General features: G+C 47.1%; 16 protein-coding genes. 1 reads left to right on the plus strand and 15 read right to left on the minus strand.

The window, feature by feature from the left end:
- Positions 1–11: 11 nt before the first annotated feature.
- The 3 genes from MH144_RS06345 to MH144_RS06355 all read right to left on the minus strand — a co-directional run bounded on the left by MH144_RS06345 (position 12) and on the right by MH144_RS06355 (position 4,095).
- Positions 12–1,256: an aminopeptidase gene (locus tag MH144_RS06345; protein ID WP_095287487.1), complete on the minus strand. Its 1,245-nt coding sequence runs from the start codon at positions 1,254–1,256 to the stop codon at positions 12–14.
- Positions 1,257–1,297: 41 nt separating this feature from the next.
- On the minus strand, positions 1,298–2,908 hold the full coding sequence (mbcS, locus tag MH144_RS06350; protein WP_239298471.1) for an acyl-CoA synthetase MbcS: 1,611 nt from the start codon (positions 2,906–2,908) through the stop codon (positions 1,298–1,300).
- 182 nt (positions 2,909–3,090) lie between these two features.
- The gene (locus tag MH144_RS06355; protein WP_239299281.1) at positions 3,091–4,095 is read right to left on the minus strand and encodes an aldo/keto reductase; all 1,005 of its coding nucleotides are present in this window, start codon (positions 4,093–4,095) and stop codon (positions 3,091–3,093) included.
- Positions 4,096–4,297: 202 nt separating this feature from the next.
- Here MH144_RS06355 and MH144_RS06360 point away from each other — a divergent pair, with 202 nt between their 5' ends.
- Positions 4,298–5,140, plus strand: coding sequence for an AraC family transcriptional regulator (locus MH144_RS06360; RefSeq protein ID WP_239298473.1), 843 nt, complete (start codon positions 4,298–4,300; stop codon positions 5,138–5,140).
- A gap of 95 nt (positions 5,141–5,235) precedes the next feature.
- Here MH144_RS06360 and MH144_RS06365 read toward each other — a convergent pair whose 3' ends face one another.
- The 12 genes from MH144_RS06365 to MH144_RS06420 form a co-directional block, all read right to left on the minus strand.
- Positions 5,236–5,634 carry an Asp23/Gls24 family envelope stress response protein gene (locus MH144_RS06365; protein ID WP_239298475.1) on the minus strand — a complete coding sequence of 133 codons (399 nt, stop codon included), beginning with the start codon at positions 5,632–5,634 and terminating at the stop codon, positions 5,236–5,238.
- Positions 5,635–5,862: 228 nt separating this feature from the next.
- The gene (locus MH144_RS06370; protein ID WP_239298477.1) at positions 5,863–6,942 is read right to left on the minus strand and encodes an AI-2E family transporter; all 1,080 of its coding nucleotides are present in this window, start codon (positions 6,940–6,942) and stop codon (positions 5,863–5,865) included.
- Between the two features lie 95 nt (positions 6,943–7,037).
- Positions 7,038–8,477 carry a sensor histidine kinase gene (locus MH144_RS06375; RefSeq protein ID WP_239298479.1) on the minus strand — a complete coding sequence of 480 codons (1,440 nt, stop codon included), beginning with the start codon at positions 8,475–8,477 and terminating at the stop codon, positions 7,038–7,040.
- Positions 8,455–9,162, minus strand: coding sequence for a response regulator transcription factor (locus MH144_RS06380; protein WP_239298481.1), 708 nt, complete (start codon positions 9,160–9,162; stop codon positions 8,455–8,457). Before MH144_RS06380 ends, MH144_RS06375 begins: the two co-directional genes overlap by 23 nt.
- 187 nt (positions 9,163–9,349) lie before the next feature.
- Entirely contained in the window at positions 9,350–10,789 is a 1,440-nt protein-coding gene (locus MH144_RS06385; RefSeq protein ID WP_239298483.1) for a 4-hydroxyphenylacetate 3-hydroxylase family protein, read from the minus strand.
- Positions 10,790–10,978: 189 nt separating this feature from the next.
- Positions 10,979–12,937: an ABC transporter permease gene (locus MH144_RS06390; RefSeq protein WP_239298485.1), complete on the minus strand. Its 1,959-nt coding sequence runs from the start codon at positions 12,935–12,937 to the stop codon at positions 10,979–10,981.
- Positions 12,912–13,682, minus strand: a complete 771-nt coding sequence (locus MH144_RS06395; protein WP_095287496.1) for an ABC transporter ATP-binding protein — start codon at positions 13,680–13,682, stop codon at positions 12,912–12,914. The genes MH144_RS06390 and MH144_RS06395 overlap by 26 nt, the downstream gene beginning before the upstream one ends.
- A gap of 280 nt (positions 13,683–13,962) precedes the next feature.
- The gene (locus tag MH144_RS06400) at positions 13,963–14,946 is read right to left on the minus strand and encodes a sensor histidine kinase (protein ID WP_239298487.1); all 984 of its coding nucleotides are present in this window, start codon (positions 14,944–14,946) and stop codon (positions 13,963–13,965) included.
- The gene (locus MH144_RS06405; protein WP_239298489.1) at positions 14,943–15,647 is read right to left on the minus strand and encodes a response regulator transcription factor; all 705 of its coding nucleotides are present in this window, start codon (positions 15,645–15,647) and stop codon (positions 14,943–14,945) included. Before MH144_RS06405 ends, MH144_RS06400 begins: the two co-directional genes overlap by 4 nt.
- Before the next feature lie 78 nt (positions 15,648–15,725).
- Positions 15,726–17,072: a beta-N-acetylhexosaminidase gene (gene nagZ / locus MH144_RS06410; protein ID WP_239298491.1), complete on the minus strand. Its 1,347-nt coding sequence runs from the start codon at positions 17,070–17,072 to the stop codon at positions 15,726–15,728.
- A 383-nt stretch (positions 17,073–17,455) separates the two neighbouring features.
- A complete protein-coding gene (locus tag MH144_RS06415) occupies positions 17,456–18,559 on the minus strand; it encodes an NADH:flavin oxidoreductase (protein WP_239298493.1) in 1,104 nt (367 codons plus the stop codon).
- Positions 18,560–18,818: 259 nt separating this feature from the next.
- Positions 18,819–20,132, minus strand: coding sequence for a hypothetical protein (locus MH144_RS06420; protein ID WP_239298495.1), 1,314 nt, complete (start codon positions 20,130–20,132; stop codon positions 18,819–18,821).
- Positions 20,133–20,312 lie beyond the last annotated feature (180 nt).

The raw sequence follows: 20,312 nt of genomic DNA on the forward strand, positions 1-20,312 counted from the left end.
CTGTAAAAATATTAAAATGCCCAGTTGCCTTTGCGGAATACTGGCTCAATTGTGCCATCCTGCAGCTCGCCGTCAATGTCCAGTTCAGCCGACCCAATCATGAAATCGACGTGAGTCAAACTCACATTACACTCATGTTTAAGCAATTCCTCGTTAGACATCGTTGTGCCATCCTTCATGTTAAACGGATATGCGCTGCCTACAGCCAGATGGCAGGATGCATTCTCATCAATACCGGTATTATAGAAAATACGATTCAGGTTGGAGATAGGTGAATCATGCGGCACAAGTGCCACCTCACCCAGATAACGCGCTCCTTCATCCGTAGCAAACAGGTTTTTCAGATGCTCTTCACCGGAAGCCGCTGTGAAAGCCACAACCTGTCCGTCCTTAAACGTTATTCTCATCTGATCTACCAGCTGTCCGTTCAAGTTCAGAGGCATCGTACTGCTGACATAGCCATTAACGCCGCTGCGCTTCGGCATGGTGAATACTTCTTCGGTTGGCATATTCGCAACGGTGTACACGCCCGCTTTGTTCTCACTTCCGCCGCCACCCCAGATGTGATTATCTACCAGCTCAATTTTCAAGTCCGTTCCTGGTGCACGGTAGTGCAGGCTTTTATAATTTTTCTGGTTCAGCTGATCACTCTTCGTGTTCAGGGTATCCAGATGCTGTCTCCAGTTCTGGATGGCATCACCGCCATCCACGCGATTCATTTTGAAGATGGTGTCCCACATCACATTGATGCGGTCTTCCTCAGGTATATCGGCAAACACCTTATTCGCCCATGCCTTGGTCGGCGCCTTGATCAGGCACCAGCTGATTTCATGGTTGCGCGTATATTTCGAATAACCACGGCGTGCCTGGGCAGCCGCCTTGGTAGCACGTGAAACCTTGTCGGAATCAATTCCGTTATACAGTTCCGGGTCCGGTACTTTGATGGTTAAGGTAGCGCCACCAGCTTCTGCAAATCTCTCCATCATGTCTCCCTTCCATGCCGGATAGTAATCGAAGCTGTCGTCAGAACCTTGCTGGAAACGACTGCGTGTAATTTGATCGTCTTCAAAATCCACCTGTACATACTTGGCGCCGGCAGCGTATGCCTTGGCAACGATCAAGCGTGTAAACTCAAGCGTTTCAATAGGAGCTGTGACAAGCAGATCCTGTCCTTTTTGAATGTTCACGCCTACTTTGACCACCAGTTCTGCGTATTGTTCCAACGATTGCTCAAACGTTTGCTCGAAATTACTCATAGGTCCATTCACTCCTGGTTCATATTAGATTAATTCATGTTTTACGCGTTTCTCTTTTCTTGCTCGCGCAGTTCAATCCGGCGGATCTTGCCGGAATTCGTCTTCGGCAAATCCGACACAAATTCAATTTTGCGTGGATACTTGTAAGGTGCGGTCCATTCCTTGACGTGATTTTGCAGCTCTCGCACCAGTTCTGGTGAACCAAGGGACTCGTCTCTGAGCACAACAAAGGCTTTGACCACATTGCCCCGAATTTCATCCGGACTGGCAACAACGGCACATTCCTTCACGCTGGCGTGTTTCATCAGCGCCTCTTCCACTTCAAACGGTCCTATCGTATATCCGGAGCTGATGATAATGTCATCGCTGCGGCCTTCAAACCAGAAGTATCCTTCTTCATCTCTGCGTGCACGGTCTCCTGTTACGAAATATTCCCCGCGCTGATTCGCTTCCTTCCGTCCTGCATCCTTATAATACGTACGGAACAAGGCAGGCATATCCTGATGAACGGCGATATCACCCACTACCCCTGCTGGCTGAGGTTGTCCGTCCTCGTTAACAATCTCGATGAGTCCCGGCGTAATCGATTGTCCCATGGACCCGATCCGTACTGGTGCACCTTTCAGACTGCCGATGAGCAATGTACTTTCGGTCTGACCGTATCCATCACGAATGGTCAGGTCGAAGTGACGCTGGAAGATCTCAATCACTTCCTGATTCAAGGGTTCACCAGCTGACACCGCACTGCGCAGTTTGGACAGATCATAGTGACCGAGGTCATCCGCTTTTGCCATCAGACGATACTCCGTAGGCGTGCAGCACAGGACGTTGATGCCATGCTCCTGCATTAGCTCCAAGTAGCGCTTCGGCTGGAATGACCCGTTATAAACCAGTCCAGTTGCTCCTCTTCCGAGTACGGAAAGGAACGGACTCCAGATCCATTTTTGCCATCCGGGTGCGGCCGTCGCCCATACGATATCCGATGGCTGAATATCAAGCCATAACGTGGAAGCGATACGCAGGTGGGCATAGCCCCATCCATGGCTATGTACAACTCCTTTTGGATTTCCGGTCGTGCCGGAAGTGTAGGCCAGAATGGCGATATCGTCACGATGCGTCTCTACCGCATTCATCTCGTCCGATTGACCTTCCATGAGCTGCTGCACATTAACCCAGCTATCAGCGGGAACGCTGCTGTCGCCAGATGGGGATGCCACGATGCGGTGAGCCAGCGCAGGCAGGTCTGCATCCATCTTTTCCACTTCAGCCGTCGTTTCGGACCATACAATTACAGCACGTGCCTCGGAATGACGCAGGCGATATTCCAAGTCCTTGGCACGCAGCATTTCGGAAGAAGGAATTACGGCAATTCCGAGTTTCAGACATGCGATATAAATCACATAGGCAATGATGCGGCGTGGTACCATGACCAACACCCGATCTCCTTTTTCCAAGCCCAAATCACGCAAACCTCCCGCAAGGCGGTTGGCCTGTTTCAATAACTCTCCGTACGTGATCTCTTCCAATTCGTTATGATCGCTGAGCCATCTAAGTGCAATCCGGTCTGATGGATGGTTCTCCATCTCGGATGTCAGGTTATAGGTTTCAGGCGAAATCCACTGTTCAAAATTCAAATGGAGCCTCTCCTTCATATTTCAAATGTATAGCTTCTATATATTATACCCTAAATCCTAGGACCAGGTGCTATGATATGAACACCTTTTTGAAAAAAAAATAAACACAGGTCAATTATAATGAACACTCATTACAACTGACTTGTGCTTATTCTCACAATTTTAATCCTGATTGCCGAACGTTTTTCGCTTCATTTATTTTACCAGGCGTAATTTCCAATCCCGTTCAGAATGCCTTCAATCTCATTCAATTCTTCGGTTGTCAGGCTAGGTGCGTTCAATGCGGCAACATTCTCTTCGATCTGTGAAACACGGCTTGCGCCAATCAACGCAGAAGTAACGCGGTTGTCACGGAGAATCCAGTTCAACGCTAATTGGGATATCGTTTGTTCTCTACGCTCGGCAACGGCCTGAAGGGCTTCAAACTTGGCAATCCGTTCGTCTGTATAGGCTTCTGTTCTCATATTGCCTGTTGGGTTGGCACGTTCTTCCTTGATCTTGTCCACGTATTTGTTCGTCAGTTGACCTCGACCCAGAGGACAAAATGCAATCGAGCCCACGCCCTGCTCATCCAGTACGTCCTGTAGTCCGTCTTCGATCCAGCGGTTAAGCATGGAATAGTTCGGTTGGTGGACGAGGCAAGGCGTTCCCAGATCACGCAAAATGGCGACCGCCTCTCTTGTCTGATCCGCATCATAGTTGGATAATCCGACATACAGCGCTTTGCCTTGTCTTACAATATGATCCAGGGCAGCCATCGTTTCTTCCAGCGGTGTATTCGGATCCGGACGGTGATGATAGAAAATATCCACATACTCAAGCCCCATCCGTCCAAGGCTCTGATCCAGGCTGGCAATCAGGTTTTTACGGGAGCCCCATTCGCCATAGGGACCTTTCCACATGTAATATCCTGCTTTCGTCGAGATAAGGAGTTCATCCCGGTATGGAAGCAGATGTTTTTTGAATAAGACGCCAAAGTTCTCCTCGGCAGATCCTGGAGGTGGTCCGTAGTTGTTCGCCAGATCAAAATGGTTAATTCCCAGATCAAATGAACGCAGAATCATCTCTTCCTGAATATCCAGCGTGCGGTTTCCCCCGAAGTTCTGCCATAGGCCAAGCGCAATTTGCGGCAGTCTGATTCCGGATTTGCCGGAACGTGCATACTTCATCTCATCGTAACGCTGTTCATTAGCAGTATAAGGCATATTATTCTCTCTCATTTCTTGTTAAAGTTGTTGAATACCCTCTCATCTTAGTCAGTTTTGGTCCAAGACGGTATGGCATATCGCTATAACCATATGGAATAATACTTGTTATCTATTCGTATAATCACATCTATAATTCATATCCTTATACTAAAATTATGTTAAAATGCAAGATGAAATGAATTGCACAGGAGTGAATGCCTTGATTACATATATGTTCAAAAACAATCCGTTTCAGGATCTGCAGCTCCTTCATTACGGAACCGAACCCTGTACACCAGGTCACCACTTTGGCCCAGCCATGCGAGATCATTACAAAATCCATTATATTTTGGATGGGAAGGGCACTTTCGAAGTCGGAGGCAAAACTTATGAGCTGCATAAAGGGCAGGGCTTTCTCATCGTCCCCCATTCCGTGGTGCACTATAAGGCTGATCAGGAAGATCCGTGGGAATACAGCTGGGTTGCTTTTCAAGGAAATGCCTCCCATTCGCTATTACAGCAGGCCTGCCTGTCTGAGCAGCATCCGATCTTCGAACTGGAAAATGACGATGAGATGCGTTCCTGTCTGCATCGCATGATCAGTTCCCGGAATTCGCATAAAGGATGGGAGATTAGCATGACCGGATGGTTATATCAATTTTTCTCCATTCTGATCGATCATGCAAACGAAGACATCCTTCCACCGGAGCAAGAGTTCTCCAAAGAAACATATGTCACCCAGGTCATGGACTTTGTCGAGATGAACTATGCGAACCCAATCACGGTGCAGTCCATTGCTTCTCATATCGGCTTGCAGCGCAGCTATCTGTGCTCCTTGTTCAAAGACCGGATGGGCACGAGCATTCAGTCCTATTTGGTCAACTACCGGATGCGCAAGGCTGCCGAATTGACTCTGGATACCGGGTTAACTATCGGGGATATTTCCCGCTCTGTCGGATATACTGATCAGCTTCTCTTCTCCAAAATGTTCAAAAAGGTAATGGGAGAAGCCCCCACCCATTACCGCAAACACAAAACAGCACCTTCCCGGTTAAGCGGTTAACGGGAGGTGCTGTTCTTTTACTTACATATAAGCTCAGACAGTATAACCTGTCCAACGCTAGTAATCCATTCATTTTCCAGAAGAGACTACCTCAACTACATTTGCTCCTGCATGGATACACCGACGACATGTACTTTAATTTCATTGACCAGAATGCCTGTCATCTGTTCCACGGCCTGTTGTACATTGTGCTGGAGCTCCTTGCACACTTGATGCATCTTGTAACCATACTGCACATTAATACGCAGCTGGATGGAGGCCTGGTCGTCTTTTACATCGACGTCAATGCCTTTCTGCAGGCTTTTGCCGCTGATGCTCTTCGCAATGCCTTCGGTCAACCCAACGGACATGGAAGAGATGCCAGAGGTGGCCTGTGCTGCAATACCCACAATCTTGGATACGACATCGTTAGAGATGTGAATGGCACCCATCCGGACGGATTGAGGTTCGATGTATTCGGGTTCAATATATTCTTTAGGGATGATTTCAGACATGGTTCCCACTCCTTCTATGGTTGATTGATTTAGATATAAATGCAAATGAAATTTTTACACGTTAACGGAGAGTGCAGTACCAATCTGGAGAAGCGAAGCGCTCGCCTTTATCACCAGAGTTTCTCCCTTATAAAATTAATCAAAGAAACTCGGGGATAACAGCGATCGGAAGATGGTACTGCAATCGGAGTGACTGAGTGTAACAGCCCTTTCGTTTAAATCCTATAATCAGGCATTCTGCCATTTCTCCTTGAAGAACAGCTGGTAGACCCTGACCAGGATAATTTTAACGATCATGTAGACTGGGATGATAATCAAGATGGCAATGATCCCGCCGAGATCCCCTGCACCCAGCACCAATATAATGGTGGTCAGCGGATGGATGTCGAGCTTTTTGCCAAACACATACGGAGCGACCAGATTGTCCTGAATTTGCTGGGCCACCAGAATAATAATCAGCGACCAGATCGCCACCGATGGCGACTGAATCAGACCGATAATCACAATAGGGATGGACGACACGATAGCACCGATAAACGGAACAAAGTTCATGATGACCGCGACGACGGTAAGCAGCAGTGCATACGGCAGACCAATGATCAGAAAACCAATATACATCAGTACGCCAAGTGCTAGGTTAACCAGTACTCTTCCGACAATAAAGCCACTCAGCGCCTGATCAATCTCGAGAACAACCTCACGGCTGTCATTTTGGAATCGTTTTGGTGCGATATGCACCAGTTTGCGGCCGAATTTCTCTCCCTGTTTCAGCATGTAGAACAAGATGATCGGGAATGTAAACAGAATGATCGCAAAGCTGGAAATGAGCGAGAACAATCCACTCACATAGTTGGTCACGAAGGTAAATCCTTTATTAATATAGTCTGTAAGCTGAGAAAGCGGCGTGGATCCCTCCGGGAACAATGCCTGGATCGCTCCGTTCTGCTCCAGTTCTCTCAACTGTACACTGAGTGAGTTAATCAAATTCGGTGCATTATCCACCAGATTGATCAGCTGTTCACGCAAGGACGGCCATAATCCCACAATGAACAGGACGAGCAGCACACCGAAGACCAGATAGATCAGCAATATGCTGAGTGTTCGGTTCAGCTTCTTCCGTTCCATGTAATTCACAAGCGGCCTTAACAGATAATAAAAGAATACGGACAGCATCATCGGCACCGTGATAACCGTAAGCATGGTCACAAGCGGCTGAAATATAAAGCTGACGCGTGATAACAGGTAGATATTAACGAGCACCAGAGCCAGCGCGATGCTGAACCGGACAAACGAACTTCCTTTAAACAAAATGTTCCCCTCCACATAACCTTTTCTTTTTTCAGGATTTTTCTACAGATTTTTTCTGCCCTCTTCGTTGCCCGTTTAAATATACATTCAACTTCTTAATTTGGGATTTGAATGGTAAACACGGTTGTCTCCTTACCTCGCTGGGACAGGATCAGTCGACCGCCCATCTTCTCCGTATTTCGCCGGGCAATCGCGAGTCCAAGTCCGGTTCCGCCCGTACCGGTGCGTGCTTCATCTCCTCGTACAAATGGATCAAAAATGGTGCTCCACAGTTCCTGGGGAATACCCACCCCCGTATCTGCAACCTCAATGACTACATGCGTGTCCAGTGGAACCAATTCCACCCGCAGCTCTGTTCCCTTCGGATTGTAAGACAGCGCATTGGTAATGAGGTTTTGAATGACCCTAGATAACAATTCAGGATCGTATCTGGCGTAAATCTCCTGATCAGGTACAAGCACGTGAAGTACAAAATGCTTCTGTTCGATCTCACCATAGGTATCGGCCATGACTTCACGCACGAATTCTCCGATCTCTCTCTTTTGGATCTGCATGTGATAATCGGGAGAGTCCACCTTGAGCAGTTCGAGCATATTCTGTATCATTCGTGCCACCTGGACAGACTTGTTATAAATATATCCAAGATAACGCTGCTGTCTTTCCTTGTTTTCTCCCCGTCCCTCCACGAGGGCCTGAGCATATCCCTGAATGGAGGTAATTGGTGTTTTCAGATCATGCGACAGATCCACAATCAGCCGCTGTTTACTCTCTTCCGCATATCGCTTCTCTGCCGAGGTGTTTTCAATGACATCTGCCATATAATTAAACGTCTCGCCGATCTGGACAAATTCCTTCTCTGCCGAGATGGACAAACGTGTACTGTAATTCCCCTGAATCATCTGTGTAAGTCCCAGTGACAAAATACTTAGTGGTTTTTTGATTCGACGTGCGACCCAATAACTGTATACAAATATCAGCAGCAGGACGAAGCCAACTCCGATCATGATGTAAAAAGACAGGGGATGCTTCAGATTGGTAATCAGCAGATTTTCATTCATGCGGATACTTACCAGATCACGCGGTATTTTCAGCAGTACATACTTCGCCTCTCTCTCTGCTGCGTATGGAGAAATGGAATAATAATACGTAGTATCGCTCCGATTCTCCAGTCCGGCGTACAACTCCGACTCACTGTAATGTTTAACCGCATCCTGCTTGGCACCGATCTGGCGAATGACCGAACGATCTGCATCCAGAATTTCAATCCATCCTCCACTATCCATCAGACGCTGGATTTCCTTGCTTGAAGAGTCATCCTCAAGCCTCTTGTTCAATTCGGCTGCATAGACATGCGCCTCGACATTCAGGTCAGGATCAACCACCTGATCCGAAATGCGAAAATCCACGACGTCCAGCGAAACCATGAGATAGACAATCAAGACGAGCAGCAGCAAAAAGAAGTTGAACAACAGGAAGTCCAGTGTCAGGGATGTTTGCAAAAGTCGCTTTTCTCTAGCTTTCCGATGGCGCTTCAATTTTGTATCCGAGTCCCCTTATCGTTTTTAAATATTCCGGTTGCCTGGAGTCGCGCTCGATCTTCTCGCGAATGTTGCTGATGTGGACCATAATGGTGCTGTCTTCATGCGCGTAATAGTCTCCCCATACCGCCTCGTATATTTTCTTGCGCGTAAATACCCGGCCAGGCTGTTCCAGCAGCAGATCCACAATTTTATATTCCGTGGAGGTTAGAGTTACAGGTTTGCCCGATCGAAAAAGCACACATTTGGAGCGATCCAGCATAAGTTCACCGAGAACAAGATTCGTCTCCTGGGGTGCAGCGGATTCCTGGGCGTCAAATTGATTCACACGTCTTAACAAAGCTTCTACACGAGCAACAATCTCCAGCGGATTAAACGGCTTCGAAATATAATCATCCGCACCGAGTCCAAGTCCGAGAATCTTGTCATGGTCCTGGCTTTTGGCGGATAGAAACAGGACGGGCATATGATGGGTTGCCCTGATTTGCTTGATTAATTGAAGTCCATCCATTACAGGCATCATAATATCCAAAATGACAAGATCCACCGGTACAGAACGAATGCATTCGAGCGCCTCCGCTCCATTCGCGGCAGTCCTGATGTCATAGTCCTTTTCAAGGTACAGTTGAAGCAGTTCCACGATCTCTGGTTCATCATCTGCAATCAATATGGTGTATCTCATGTTATTCCTCTCATTTCTTCATTCCTTAATCATCAGCTGTGTATTCTTTTACATGTATCCTACTACTATATACCACGTCTCTTAAATCCACCTAAATCAAATCTAAAGATAACCTAAATAAAAGCCCTGGCATATGCCGGGGCTCGTGATTCCATCCATGATCTCCATGATACTGAAGCTTCAACAACTACTTCATATGGAGCCAAGGCTCAACCTTTTTATTCAGACTTTTCTTATCATATTGCAAATACTGGCTTGCACGGTTGCGAACCGGATCACCTGCGTAGTAACGCTCATATAGATCATGCCTCGCCCCAAGTGCACTTCCGGTCAGATCCCAAGCTAGCTGAAACAGACGGATTTTCTCTGGCGCTTGAAGTGTCACTCCACCAAGATATTTGGCCATCAATGGTCCTACCGTTTCATCCAGATCGAATCTGCCCGACGGGATCTGAATTAGTCCTCCGGCTGCAATGGTTTTCAGAATTTCGACCGCTCTCGGGTAGTATCGGCTGCCCAAATTACGGGCTGTCTCAATGTATTTGAATGACGGGAGCCAGTTGCCATGCGCATCTGGCTGTGCCTGGGCCTCAGAAGCAATGATTAAGCCCTCAATGGTCTGCATCTGGCTGATCATCTCTCCGAGTTGTTCCTGTACATTCAGGAATGAATCCACACCGATCTCCTGCGCAATGGCTGCCGTGACGGCTGTGATAAATTCCAGCTTGGAGTGCAGCCGAATGATGCTCTGATGGTAGGCCAGACTGGAAGAGGCTGCGTTACAGCGAACCTGCCACACGGCTTCCGGATTGTTGTGCAGCAATACACGCTCCCATGGAACCAATACATCATCAAAAAATAATACAGCGTCCATCTCATCATAACGGGCACTGAGAGGATGAGCAGCATCCAACTGCGGAGCGGCAAAAGATTCCCGGCAGATCAGATGTAAACCCGGACTTCCCACAGCAACAATCACCATATGTGCCAGTTCCGGCAGATGCCCCGGAATCCGCTGAATCGGATATGCAATGATATCATCTGCATAAGGAGCTGCGGTCGCCACCATCTTGGCACCCCGAACAATAATCCCTTCTGAGTTGGTTCTCACAATCCGCAGCATGGCATCTTCATCTTCCCCAACAGGCAGGGATCGGTTGATCTGCGGGTCGCGCTGGACAATCGTCAGGAATGCATCTTTTCGTTTTGCCTCCTGATAGTAGGCTGCTATCTTATCTGCATACATGGCATCATGCTGTGCCATATCTTGACGTGTGGCATACCATCCGGCAAGACGGGACCGGGCATAATCCGACAGTCTGCTCATGACTCCATAGGTTCGATCCGACCAGATTCGAAATGCTGCCGCTCTACTGCTGACATCTTGAGTAGAGTGTGGCACCCGAAAAGCCTGATGCACATAACTTCCCGTCTGTTCATCCCAATATGCCACTGTTTCTCGTGTATCGGGTTCATCCACCAAATCGAACAAGTTCTCAATGGTCTGCAGTGTTCCCTGAAAGGCGGGGTGTTCGGTTACCCGGACACGCTTGCCATCCAGCCATACGTTTCGCTCATCATTCAATCGGTGTATGTAAGCTTGTCCGCGAGACATCGTGATGCTCATGATACGTCCTCCCTCTCAGGCAAAAAGTCTACTATTGCTACAAGCCTCAAAGTACAACTGTCACATGCTGAAGTTATGTATGATACACAATATGATACAATTTGTATCTAAAGAAATAGTACTGTGTCCAGGATAGAAAAGTCAACAAACACCGAACGATGCGTCCGATGTTTGTTGACTTATGTCAGTTTAGATTAATTTGGAGTACATATGGCGTAAATACCGCCAGCGCACAAGCGCAAAGAACAGGATCTGCATGGAGGCAAAAACGAAGAAGATACGCAGGCTATATCCCATAACCGAAAAATCGACCAACTGCTGCAGCGCCACAAATGCAATCGAACTATGAATCAAAGCAATCAGTAATGGTAGGAAAAACATAAGCAGCAGCTGCTGAGTTACAATTTTACGAAGTTCAGGACGACTAAGTCCCATCTTTCCAATCATGCGATACTGTGCCTCATCCCTTTCCAGATCCGCGTAGAGTCTAAAATAGGTAAAGCTTGCCGCAAAGGTGAAGAAGACAATACCGATCAGACCGCTCAGGATCAAAATGATCCCGTTGGTTTGTTTCGAATTCAGCCAGTCCACAACGAGAGCGCTGAACATGAAGTAGCCTTTCGTACGCGGCTGATTCTGAATCGAATTAACCAGTTCAGGGGCGAAGGCCCGTGTGCCCATCCAATCTTCCACCACAAATTGAGTCATTTTATTGGAATAGAAATCTTCACTCAAGTCTAGGAAATCATTGTACGCTCGCCTCATCTGTTCAAACAATTCATCGGAAACGACGTAGATATCCATTTTGAAATCAACAGGAATAACGATTTCGGTAGCTGGAGGAGACAGCTGAACCTGTTGATGATACTGTTCAACTTCAAGATCGACCTGTGTTGGTGAGAACCCCTGCTCCACTTGTTTACGCAGCTCTTTGCGTGCTGTCAGATTCGATGGCGTCATAAAGGCCCCATTTTCCGTATCCAACGTGCGCTCTTCGTAACCAAGGGCCTTGGCCAGATGGTTGTATTCACTCAATTTGATAATGTAGCCATTGTTGTTCTCGTACAACGGGGCGTAGCTGCCTTTAACATAGGGAACCTCATGGTCAACAAGCGTTTCCTCAATCTGCCTGATATCCTCCTCTGCCTCAGGAGCATTCCATGAATCCGTGTAAGTAAATGCATACGGATTCGTCATCGACGACAACCCTGGATCAGCGATCGCCAGCATGGTGCCAATGCCGGTAAATGCCGAGGCTGAAATGACACTTACCATGAAAAACATGACAGCATTATCTTTCATGCGATACGTAAGCTCGGATAGAAACAGTACATTGGTTTTGCGGAAAAACAAACGCTGATTACGTTTTAATGCCCGAATGACATACACACTGAGCTGCGTGAACAGCAGGTATGTACCTGCGATAACCATAATGACACTCCCCAGGAGCAGCGGGAAGGAGAACGTCACCCATACAAAAGCGAATACCCCTGCATAGCCACCGCCAATCAACAACACGGATAGAAACGCGAGCAAGCGTGATGCCTTCGGCTCCGGTTTCGGCTTTTCCTCCGATTTCACCAAATCAATCAGCGTTCCCTTGCGGATAAGCAGAGAAGAAGACAGTGCAATGACAGCAAACAGAATAAGGAACGCGACAGCTGTCAGAGCAATTGCTTTTAATGGAAAATAAAATCGTAGACTGTTCTCCACAGCCAGCAGTGAACCGCAGATGAGCAGTATCAGTTTTCCGAAGATCATCCCCAGTCCAATACCCGCTGCAATGGCGGCGATCCCAATACACATGTTCTCCATAAACAGAAGCCGGTTCATCTGTTTGCGTGTCATCCCAATGATCAGGAATATACCGAATTCCTTCTTGCGTGTTTTCAGAAATGAACCGACCGAGTACAGCAAAAACAGGAATGAAAAGATAAAAATAATGATCTCTGCAATCATAAAGCCCTGATTGGCAAGCACAGTAACCGTTTCACTTGATCCCCTCAAGCCATCCTTCAAATCCGGGTGAAACAGAAGCAGTGCATATGTGAAAAATATCATGACGGAAAATGTGCTGCTCAGAAAATGAGCCAAATAAATCCGTTTGTTGCGAACCACATTATTAATGGCGAACTGGCGAAAATTCATGTCCTGACCCTCCCATTAGGGATAACACATTAATAATCTTTTGATAAAAAGCTGCCCGGTTATCACCATAGTGAATCTCATTATAGAGTTTGCCATCCTTGATGAAGACGACCCGACTGCAGTAGCTCGCTGCAACTGCATCGTGTGTAACCAGCAGCATCGTCGCCTGATCCTCCTGATTGCGAAGCTCCAGCATCTCCATGACATCACGTGCCGCCTTTGAGTCCAGATTGCCTGTTGGCTCATCCGCCAATATTAGTTTCGGGGAATGGATTAGTGCTCTGGCAATGGCTGTTCTCTGTGCCTGTCCACCAGAAATTTCATAGGTCCGCTTGTCCAGAATCCCCTCAATCCCCAGCTTGCTTGCGAGCCGTTCCACACGAGCGTTCATCTCCCCCAGCGGTGTTCCATCTAGCGTAAGCGGCAGCACGATGTTCTCCTTCACCGTAAGGGTATTGAGCAGATTGAACGATTGAAATACAAATCCCAGCTCTTTGCGCCGGAACAGCGCAAGCTCATCCTGGTTCAGCTCGAATGGATTTTTCCCGGCAATGCGCAGTTCTCCCGATGTCGGATGGTCGATCGTGGAGATCATGTTGAGCAGTGTCGTTTTGCCGCTGCCGGATGGACCCATGATTCCTACAAATTCGCCTTCCTGAATGCTAAGGTCAATCCCTGATAATGCCTCATAGGACACAATCCCTTTATAGATTTTGCTGATCTGTTTTACCGAGCATATTTCCATATGTACCACTCCTTTTTTCATTGAACTTAAGTCAACCATGACATACTCGCGTCTATTCATTCACTATTAAATCTTTTTTCACCCTTGTTGCCCTGACTTCTGACTTCAGTTTACCCGAAGTTTCGGCTAATCTCCTATGGCTTAACCTTTCACTTGCATGACAAAGTTGTAAGGTTGCTTCTATATAAAACAAAAAAGACATCATTACCCCGGGGTAATAGACGTCTATGATCTTGAACAATCCTCTAGGAAAACAATATAGAAAATCACCATACATTCTTTAGATACTAAATGTAATCCGAACCGTCGTCCCTTCACCGTATACCGATTCCAGATCGATCCGGTGATTCATCCGGGTCAGGACCTCTTTTACGATGTACAGCCCCATGCCGGTTGACTCCTTGAAATGACGGCCATTCTCTCCAGTGAAGAAAGGCTGGAATACCCTGTTCAGATCAGACTTTGGAATCCCTGCACCATGATCTTGAACTTCTAGAATAATGGACCGTTCTGCTTCATATGCACGCAGGTATATCTTTTGTCCGTTACCAGCGGAGTATTTGATAGCATTGGATAACAGCTGAACGATGACAAAACGAATCCATTTGGCGTCCGATTGCACGATTAGCGAGTCATCCATCTGAATCTCGGGATAGACATGATTGCGAATGAAGAAACGCTTCAGCTCATGGATGGCCTCTTCGCCTGCTGCCTTAAGTGTAACCGGTTCAACACTGAAGTCCTGTTCAAATGTGTCCAAACGCGCTACGTACAGTACCGTTTCCAATCCGCGTCTCATCTGATCTGCTTCCTCACGAATACTCTTCAGACGTGGATCATCGTCCTCCTGATCCTGCACAGTCAGTTCAATTACCGATAAAGGTGTTTTCATTTGGTGTACCCACTGATTCATAAATGTGAGATATTCCTGCTGACGCTGCTCCAGGCGGTGGAGATGGGCATGATAATGACCATATTGTGAGTCCAGCAGCTTCTCCAGCGCTACCGATAAGGGAACCGTCTCTTCGAGCGGGACAAATTCATTAAGCGAATTCATGGATTGTGTCATTCGGGTATAGAACGACCGGTGAGACATATAACGGTAAGTCAGGTAACCTGCATATAAAAATAACCCCAGTGATACGGCATAGATTGCCGTCAACACATGGTCGTAACCGTCGTACCAAAACACGCCGACGACGGTAAGCAAGATGACGACCACCCAGCAAGTCAAAGCAAGGTGTTCTCTCATAAACAGCTTCATGATGATGAAGCCGTATTCCAGTTCGCATTTAAACGATAACCGGAACCCCTTACCGTTTCCAAAGCGTCTATTATGCCTATTTCGGCCAATCGCTTGCGTACACGGGTTACATTGACACTGAGTGTATTGTCGTCTACAAAGGAGTCATCCCACAGTTTCTCCAGAATGGTCTCCCTGCTCACGAGCTTCGGACTGCGACGAAGCAATGTTTCAAGCAGTATCGTTTCCTTCTTCGTCAGCTGCACTTTGCGATCACCGAGCTGAACCTCTAGCCTCTCCAGGTATACCGTCAACCCTTCCAGCTCAACCTTGCGTTCTTCGTCACGGGCTGCATAATCTCCATATACACGTCGCAGCTGACTTTTGATTTTGGCCATCACAATCTCATGTTCGAACGGCTTCGTAATATAATCATCCGCTCCGTTTTCCAGCGCCATCACCTGATCCATCTTGCCACTCCGGGCAGAAATAAACAAAATCGGACATGTGGACATCGTACGGATCTGACGACACCAGTAGAACCCGTCATAGCTAGGCAAGTTGATATCCAGAAGAACAACATGTGGCTGGATTTGCTCAAATTGCTGTAACACCCGCTCAAAATCCTCTACCAGAACGGCTCTGTCCCCGTAGCGTTCAATATGGGATTTCAGCAGTCCTGCAATTTTGGGATCATCTTCAACGATCATTATGCTATACATAAATGGGCCGCACCCCTAACCTGTAATAATGAAATGTAATATGTTCTCTCTCATTCCAAAATCATAACACAGGATGGATTATTCGGCATGAACCTGTTTGCGCCACTGCACTATGTCTGCGTTCAATTGCTTGAGGTCACCGGATGGCTGCTGCTCATCAGACAGCTTGTACGACTGCTTCAGTGCCAGAATGCGATACACGCTTTCATCAATTCGAGATTCGGTGATTTTGCCATTCTTCACCGCATTTTTCAATGTGTCAAATATCGTTTTGGCACTTTCATAGCTGTGAGCCACGAGCAAAATATCACTGCCTGCCTGAACGGTCGCGATCGCAGCTTCATTCAGTTTATAATTTTTGGCGATTGCACCCATGCTGAGATCATCTGTAATGACGACACCGTCATAATTGAATTTGCCCCGCAGATGTTCGCCAATAATGACTTCCGATAACGAAGCAGGATGATCCGGATCCAGTTTAGGGAATAAAATGTGAGCCACCATTACGGCTTCTACATGCTCTTTCACCGCGGCCTGAAACGGAATCCATTCCAGCTCAGCCAGCTGCTTCTCTGTTTTATTTACCACGGGAAGATCCAGATGGGAGTCCACCGACGTATCCCCATGACCGGGAAAATGCTTCACGACCGGAATCATTCCCTCGCTGCGCAGACCTTTCATCTCAGCAACGCCGAGACGAGACACCAGTTCAGCCGAACTGCCAAAGGAACGGTCACCAATCACCGGATTGTTCGGATTGCTGTTGACGTCCAATACCGGAGCAAAATTCACATTAAAACCTGCAAGTTGGATCTGTCTTGCCAGTAACTTACCCATCGTTTCTGCCAGTTCGGCGTCTTTCGTCGCTCCGACTTTACCATTTGACGGGATACTCTCCACTTCATCCGGCATTCGGCTGACCTTCCCTCCCTCCTGATCCACACTCATGAAGATCGGCACGGGATTGGAACGGTTTGCTTCTTTGATGGACTGCACAAAATCCGCTGTTCCCTGCAGAGTCGTCACGTTATTCCCATAGAAAATGATGCCTCCTACCTTTTGGTCCGCAATCATTTGTTTGGCCTGGTCATCCAAAGCAGTCCCCTGGACCCCAGCCAAAATCATCTGTCCAATCTTTTCATCCAGCGAGAGCTGGTCCAGCTGCTCCTGAACCGGATCTGCCTCTTCCTGAGGAGAAGCATGATTCTCCTCATTGTTCTCCTGAGCTTCCTCCGCATCAGAATCACCACTGCCTTCTGGTTCAGCTTGTTGTTCTGTAGTAGAGCCTGCAGAGGAATTCGCTGTGGAGCCGGGCTTTTGTGTTCCTCCACATGCGGTAATGAGCATAAGGACTGCAATAATCAGAAAGAACATTTGCACCGAGTGTCTTCGTTTATTTTTTATAGAACCGTTATGTACATACAAGGAATGTCACCCTCCTAATTCATGTTGGCATGAGTACCGTCATGTTCAGGCATAACATTAACATAAGCCACTCTTTTTTCAAAATCACCAGCTGTAATTAAAGAGTGAGATATGAATCTGATTAGCTAAAAAAATCTTTGCATTTGAGAGTCGTAGTATGGTTTCTAATGATTTTTCCAACGAAGTGCGTGGTTGTTGTATGGATCAACGGAGAACGTAATTGCGGGCGAGAAATGGTATTCTGTTGTGAATTTTTCATATGTTGAAATTATTATTATAGAAGGTTGAAAAAGCCGCCTTTCGGCGGCATAAGGTTGTTGTTGAGTGCTCGTTTTTTGTCATCATGCTATGTGGAAATGTAGAAGAATGCTGATGAATGGTTACTACTTCAGTGTTTTCAACACTTCAGTTGTAAATGGAATGATCTCGGACTGGCGTCCTTCACGCACTTTTGCAGGCCACTCCGGATCACTAAGCAGTACACGTCCCAGAGCGATCAGCTCAAACTCCTTGTTCTCTAACATTGCATTTAATTGGTCCAAGTGAGCATCGCCAGTTCCCTGATTCTCGGTTGATCGGTCCACGAATTCGGCTTCCAGACCAACGGACCCAACGGATATCGCAGGTTTCCCGCTTAATTTTTGTGTCCAACCGGCAAGGTTTAACTCAGATCCCTCGAATTCCGGCAACCAGAAGCGACGAGTCGAGCAATGAAAGATATCTACACCTGCCGCAGACAACGGCGCAAGAAATTGCTCCAGCTGTTCAGGGGTATCCACCAGGCGAGCATCATAATTGCCCATTTTCCATTGAGAGAAACGAAGTACGATCGGAAAGTCCGGTCCAACCGCCTTGCGACACGCTTCAATAACCTCAACTGCAAATTGTGTGCGTTTGACCAAGTCACCGCCATACTTGTCTGTACGTCGATTGGTATGCTCCCAGAAAAACTGATCAATCAGGTATCCGTGAGCGCCATGCAATTCTATGCCATCAAACCCGATCCGCTTCGCATCTGCAGCTGCTTGTGCAAACGCTTGTACCAGGCCTTGGATCTCTTCTTCGGTCAAAGGTTCCCTGTTCTCTTCCCCTGCCATGCTGATGCCAGAGGGGCTAACAGGCTCTGCTTCCGCATGAGGCAGATCGCCTGTACGACGGGCCGTGCCCACATGCCACAATTGAGGCATGATTTTACCGCCTGCGTCATGGACGGCCTGGACCACATTCGACCAGCCCTGGAGAGATTCATCACCATGAAATAATGGGATACTCGCACCGCTTACAGAGGAAGGATGGTTAATCCCTGTCCCCTCCGTAATAATGAGCCCTACACCGCCAGCTGCTCTGCGCTTGTAATATTCAGCAACTTCCGGCCCGGGTACACCCTCTGGAGAGAAACCGCGAGTCATGGGTGCCATGACGATCCGATTGGACAATGTAAGCTTGTCTGAAGTGAAGGGTGTAAACAACGCTGAAGGTATATTCATTTGTTTATAGCTCCTTTATCTTGTGGAATGTCAGAACCCAATTACCTTTCCATTTTATAGTTTGTGAGTTTTATTTTCAAACTCGCTAATGAGATGGTCTCTTATGTAAGAAAAAAATAGAGCACCCCCGCAGCAAGTAGCAATACAATTACGCTGCTGCACGTGTATGCTCTGTGTTTACCGTCTTAATCCTTTTGCAGGTTAACCAATAATAGAAATGAAGCATAGTATATACTCCTTACTTTGCCTTTGCGTTCCCTTAATCCGAATTCACAGGAATGTCATTGCGATGAACTCTGAGTATTTTGCCCGATGAAGTTGAGACTACGTCCGGATCCGTGCCCAAACCGAAATAGAAATCCCCTTCATGCTCTTCAAATGACTTCGCATACGTGTCCTGGTTAAACCGGAGGATTTCATGCCAATTGATCAGGTCCGTGGTTTGGTACACCCGGTTAATATACAGATTTTTATTTTGGAACGTGTAGGTGAGTACATACACTTTACCGTCGCGCAAAAGCAAGTCTGTTGGCAATGCTTTGGCATCTGGCAAAATCACGCGTCTAGCCTGATTAATGGCAGTCATGACATTTAAGGATTTGGGAAGTAGCTGACCATCATTGAATACGCCACCCGCGATATAGACTAACTTGTTATCAAAGTTAACATTTTTTCCGATTTTGTTATACGGAACCGTGCCCTGTTGATAGGTCAGTCCCGGCAGGATTTTGTTACCATAGATCACAACGTCTTTCTTCTCCAGATTCGCGTTAATCTCCAGGAAATTGGTCTTGTCATTCCAGATTTTATTGGCAGGATACATCATGCCGGATGCATACAGCTTGCCCCCCAGCTCAAACAGCGTATATGCCCGTAGCCCGAACGTATTAATGTTTGCAAACTTCTGCCAGCTTACGCCCATATCATGTGAAATCAGAATTGTAGGCTTATCCTCTGTTCCGAGAGCGGCAAACATTTTGCCTTGAAACAGGGCAAGATCATAAACGTGTACCCCAAGCGGAAGGTTACGGTATTTCGTCCATACGTCCTCATCCAGCCGATAAAAGTTCCCGAGACTCCAGTGCTCTCCGTCGGAATCATTTCCCGGAATATAGAGCTTGTCGTCCAGGACCTTGTAGATATCAATCTGTTCCTCATCCACGACCATTTTGGTCGATGGAACAATTCCTGGATTGCTATTGCTGACTGCCTGTCTATTAAACGATGAGGTTGCTGTATCAAAGTAAATGACCGGGATGGGACCGGAGTTCGGCGCTACCCCCATATTGCTGCTGTTGCCATGACCCAAATAGATCTTGCCTCTGTACAACTGCATATCCCACACATTGTTGGCGTAAGGCGTTTTGGCAAAGGGTCGTCCAAGTAGCTCAACCTTGCTTGTCACATCGGCAGAACTGATCGGTACATTGGATACTTTCGCCATAGCCCGTTCAACAGTCGGCTTGCGCTCGGCCTTGTCACTGTTTTTGGGCTTGGCACTCCCTGTAAGCATCCAACCTACGCTTGCAACGATGGTCAAAATAAGAGCTGCCCATTTCGTGTTATTGTGCATGCCCGCTTCCTCCTTCGTTTTGATAATGAATGCCTTTTCATATAAACGATACAAATTGTATCTTTTTATATTATGTAAAACAGAACAAGCATGCAATACATTCCGCCCTTTTCAACAAAAATAGACAGCTACATCCGAAGATGAGCTGCCTACGCAAGTATTCCATTTAGTCATATGATT

The organism is Paenibacillus sp. ACRRY (genome assembly GCF_022346995.1).
Classification (GTDB): Bacteria; Bacillota; Bacilli; order Paenibacillales; family Paenibacillaceae; genus Paenibacillus.

Bases quoted from the DNA above. Each gene is read 5' to 3' on its own strand.
- mbcS (WP_239298471.1), bottom strand. From the start codon at position 2,908: ATGAAGGAGAGGCTCCATTTGAATTTTGAACAGTGGATTTCGCCTGAA.
- MH144_RS06420 (WP_239298495.1), bottom strand. From the start codon at position 20,132: ATGCACAATAACACGAAATGGGCAGCTCTTATTTTGACCATCGTTGCA.
- MH144_RS06355 (WP_239299281.1), bottom strand. From the start codon at position 4,095: ATGCCTTATACTGCTAATGAACAGCGTTACGATGAGATGAAGTATGCA.
- MH144_RS06395 (WP_095287496.1), bottom strand. From the start codon at position 13,682: ATGGAAATATGCTCGGTAAAACAGATCAGCAAAATCTATAAAGGGATT.
- MH144_RS06400 (WP_239298487.1), bottom strand. From the start codon at position 14,946: ATGAAGCTGTTTATGAGAGAACACCTTGCTTTGACTTGCTGGGTGGTC.
- MH144_RS06365 (WP_239298475.1), bottom strand. From the start codon at position 5,634: ATGTCTGAAATCATCCCTAAAGAATATATTGAACCCGAATACATCGAA.
- MH144_RS06390 (WP_239298485.1), bottom strand. From the start codon at position 12,937: ATGAATTTTCGCCAGTTCGCCATTAATAATGTGGTTCGCAACAAACGG.
- MH144_RS06405 (WP_239298489.1), bottom strand. From the start codon at position 15,647: ATGTATAGCATAATGATCGTTGAAGATGATCCCAAAATTGCAGGACTG.
- MH144_RS06380 (WP_239298481.1), bottom strand. From the start codon at position 9,162: ATGAGATACACCATATTGATTGCAGATGATGAACCAGAGATCGTGGAA.
- MH144_RS06345 (WP_095287487.1), bottom strand. From the start codon at position 1,256: ATGAGTAATTTCGAGCAAACGTTTGAGCAATCGTTGGAACAATACGCA.
- MH144_RS06415 (WP_239298493.1), bottom strand. From the start codon at position 18,559: ATGAATATACCTTCAGCGTTGTTTACACCCTTCACTTCAGACAAGCTT.
- MH144_RS06385 (WP_239298483.1), bottom strand. From the start codon at position 10,789: ATGAGCATCACGATGTCTCGCGGACAAGCTTACATACACCGATTGAAT.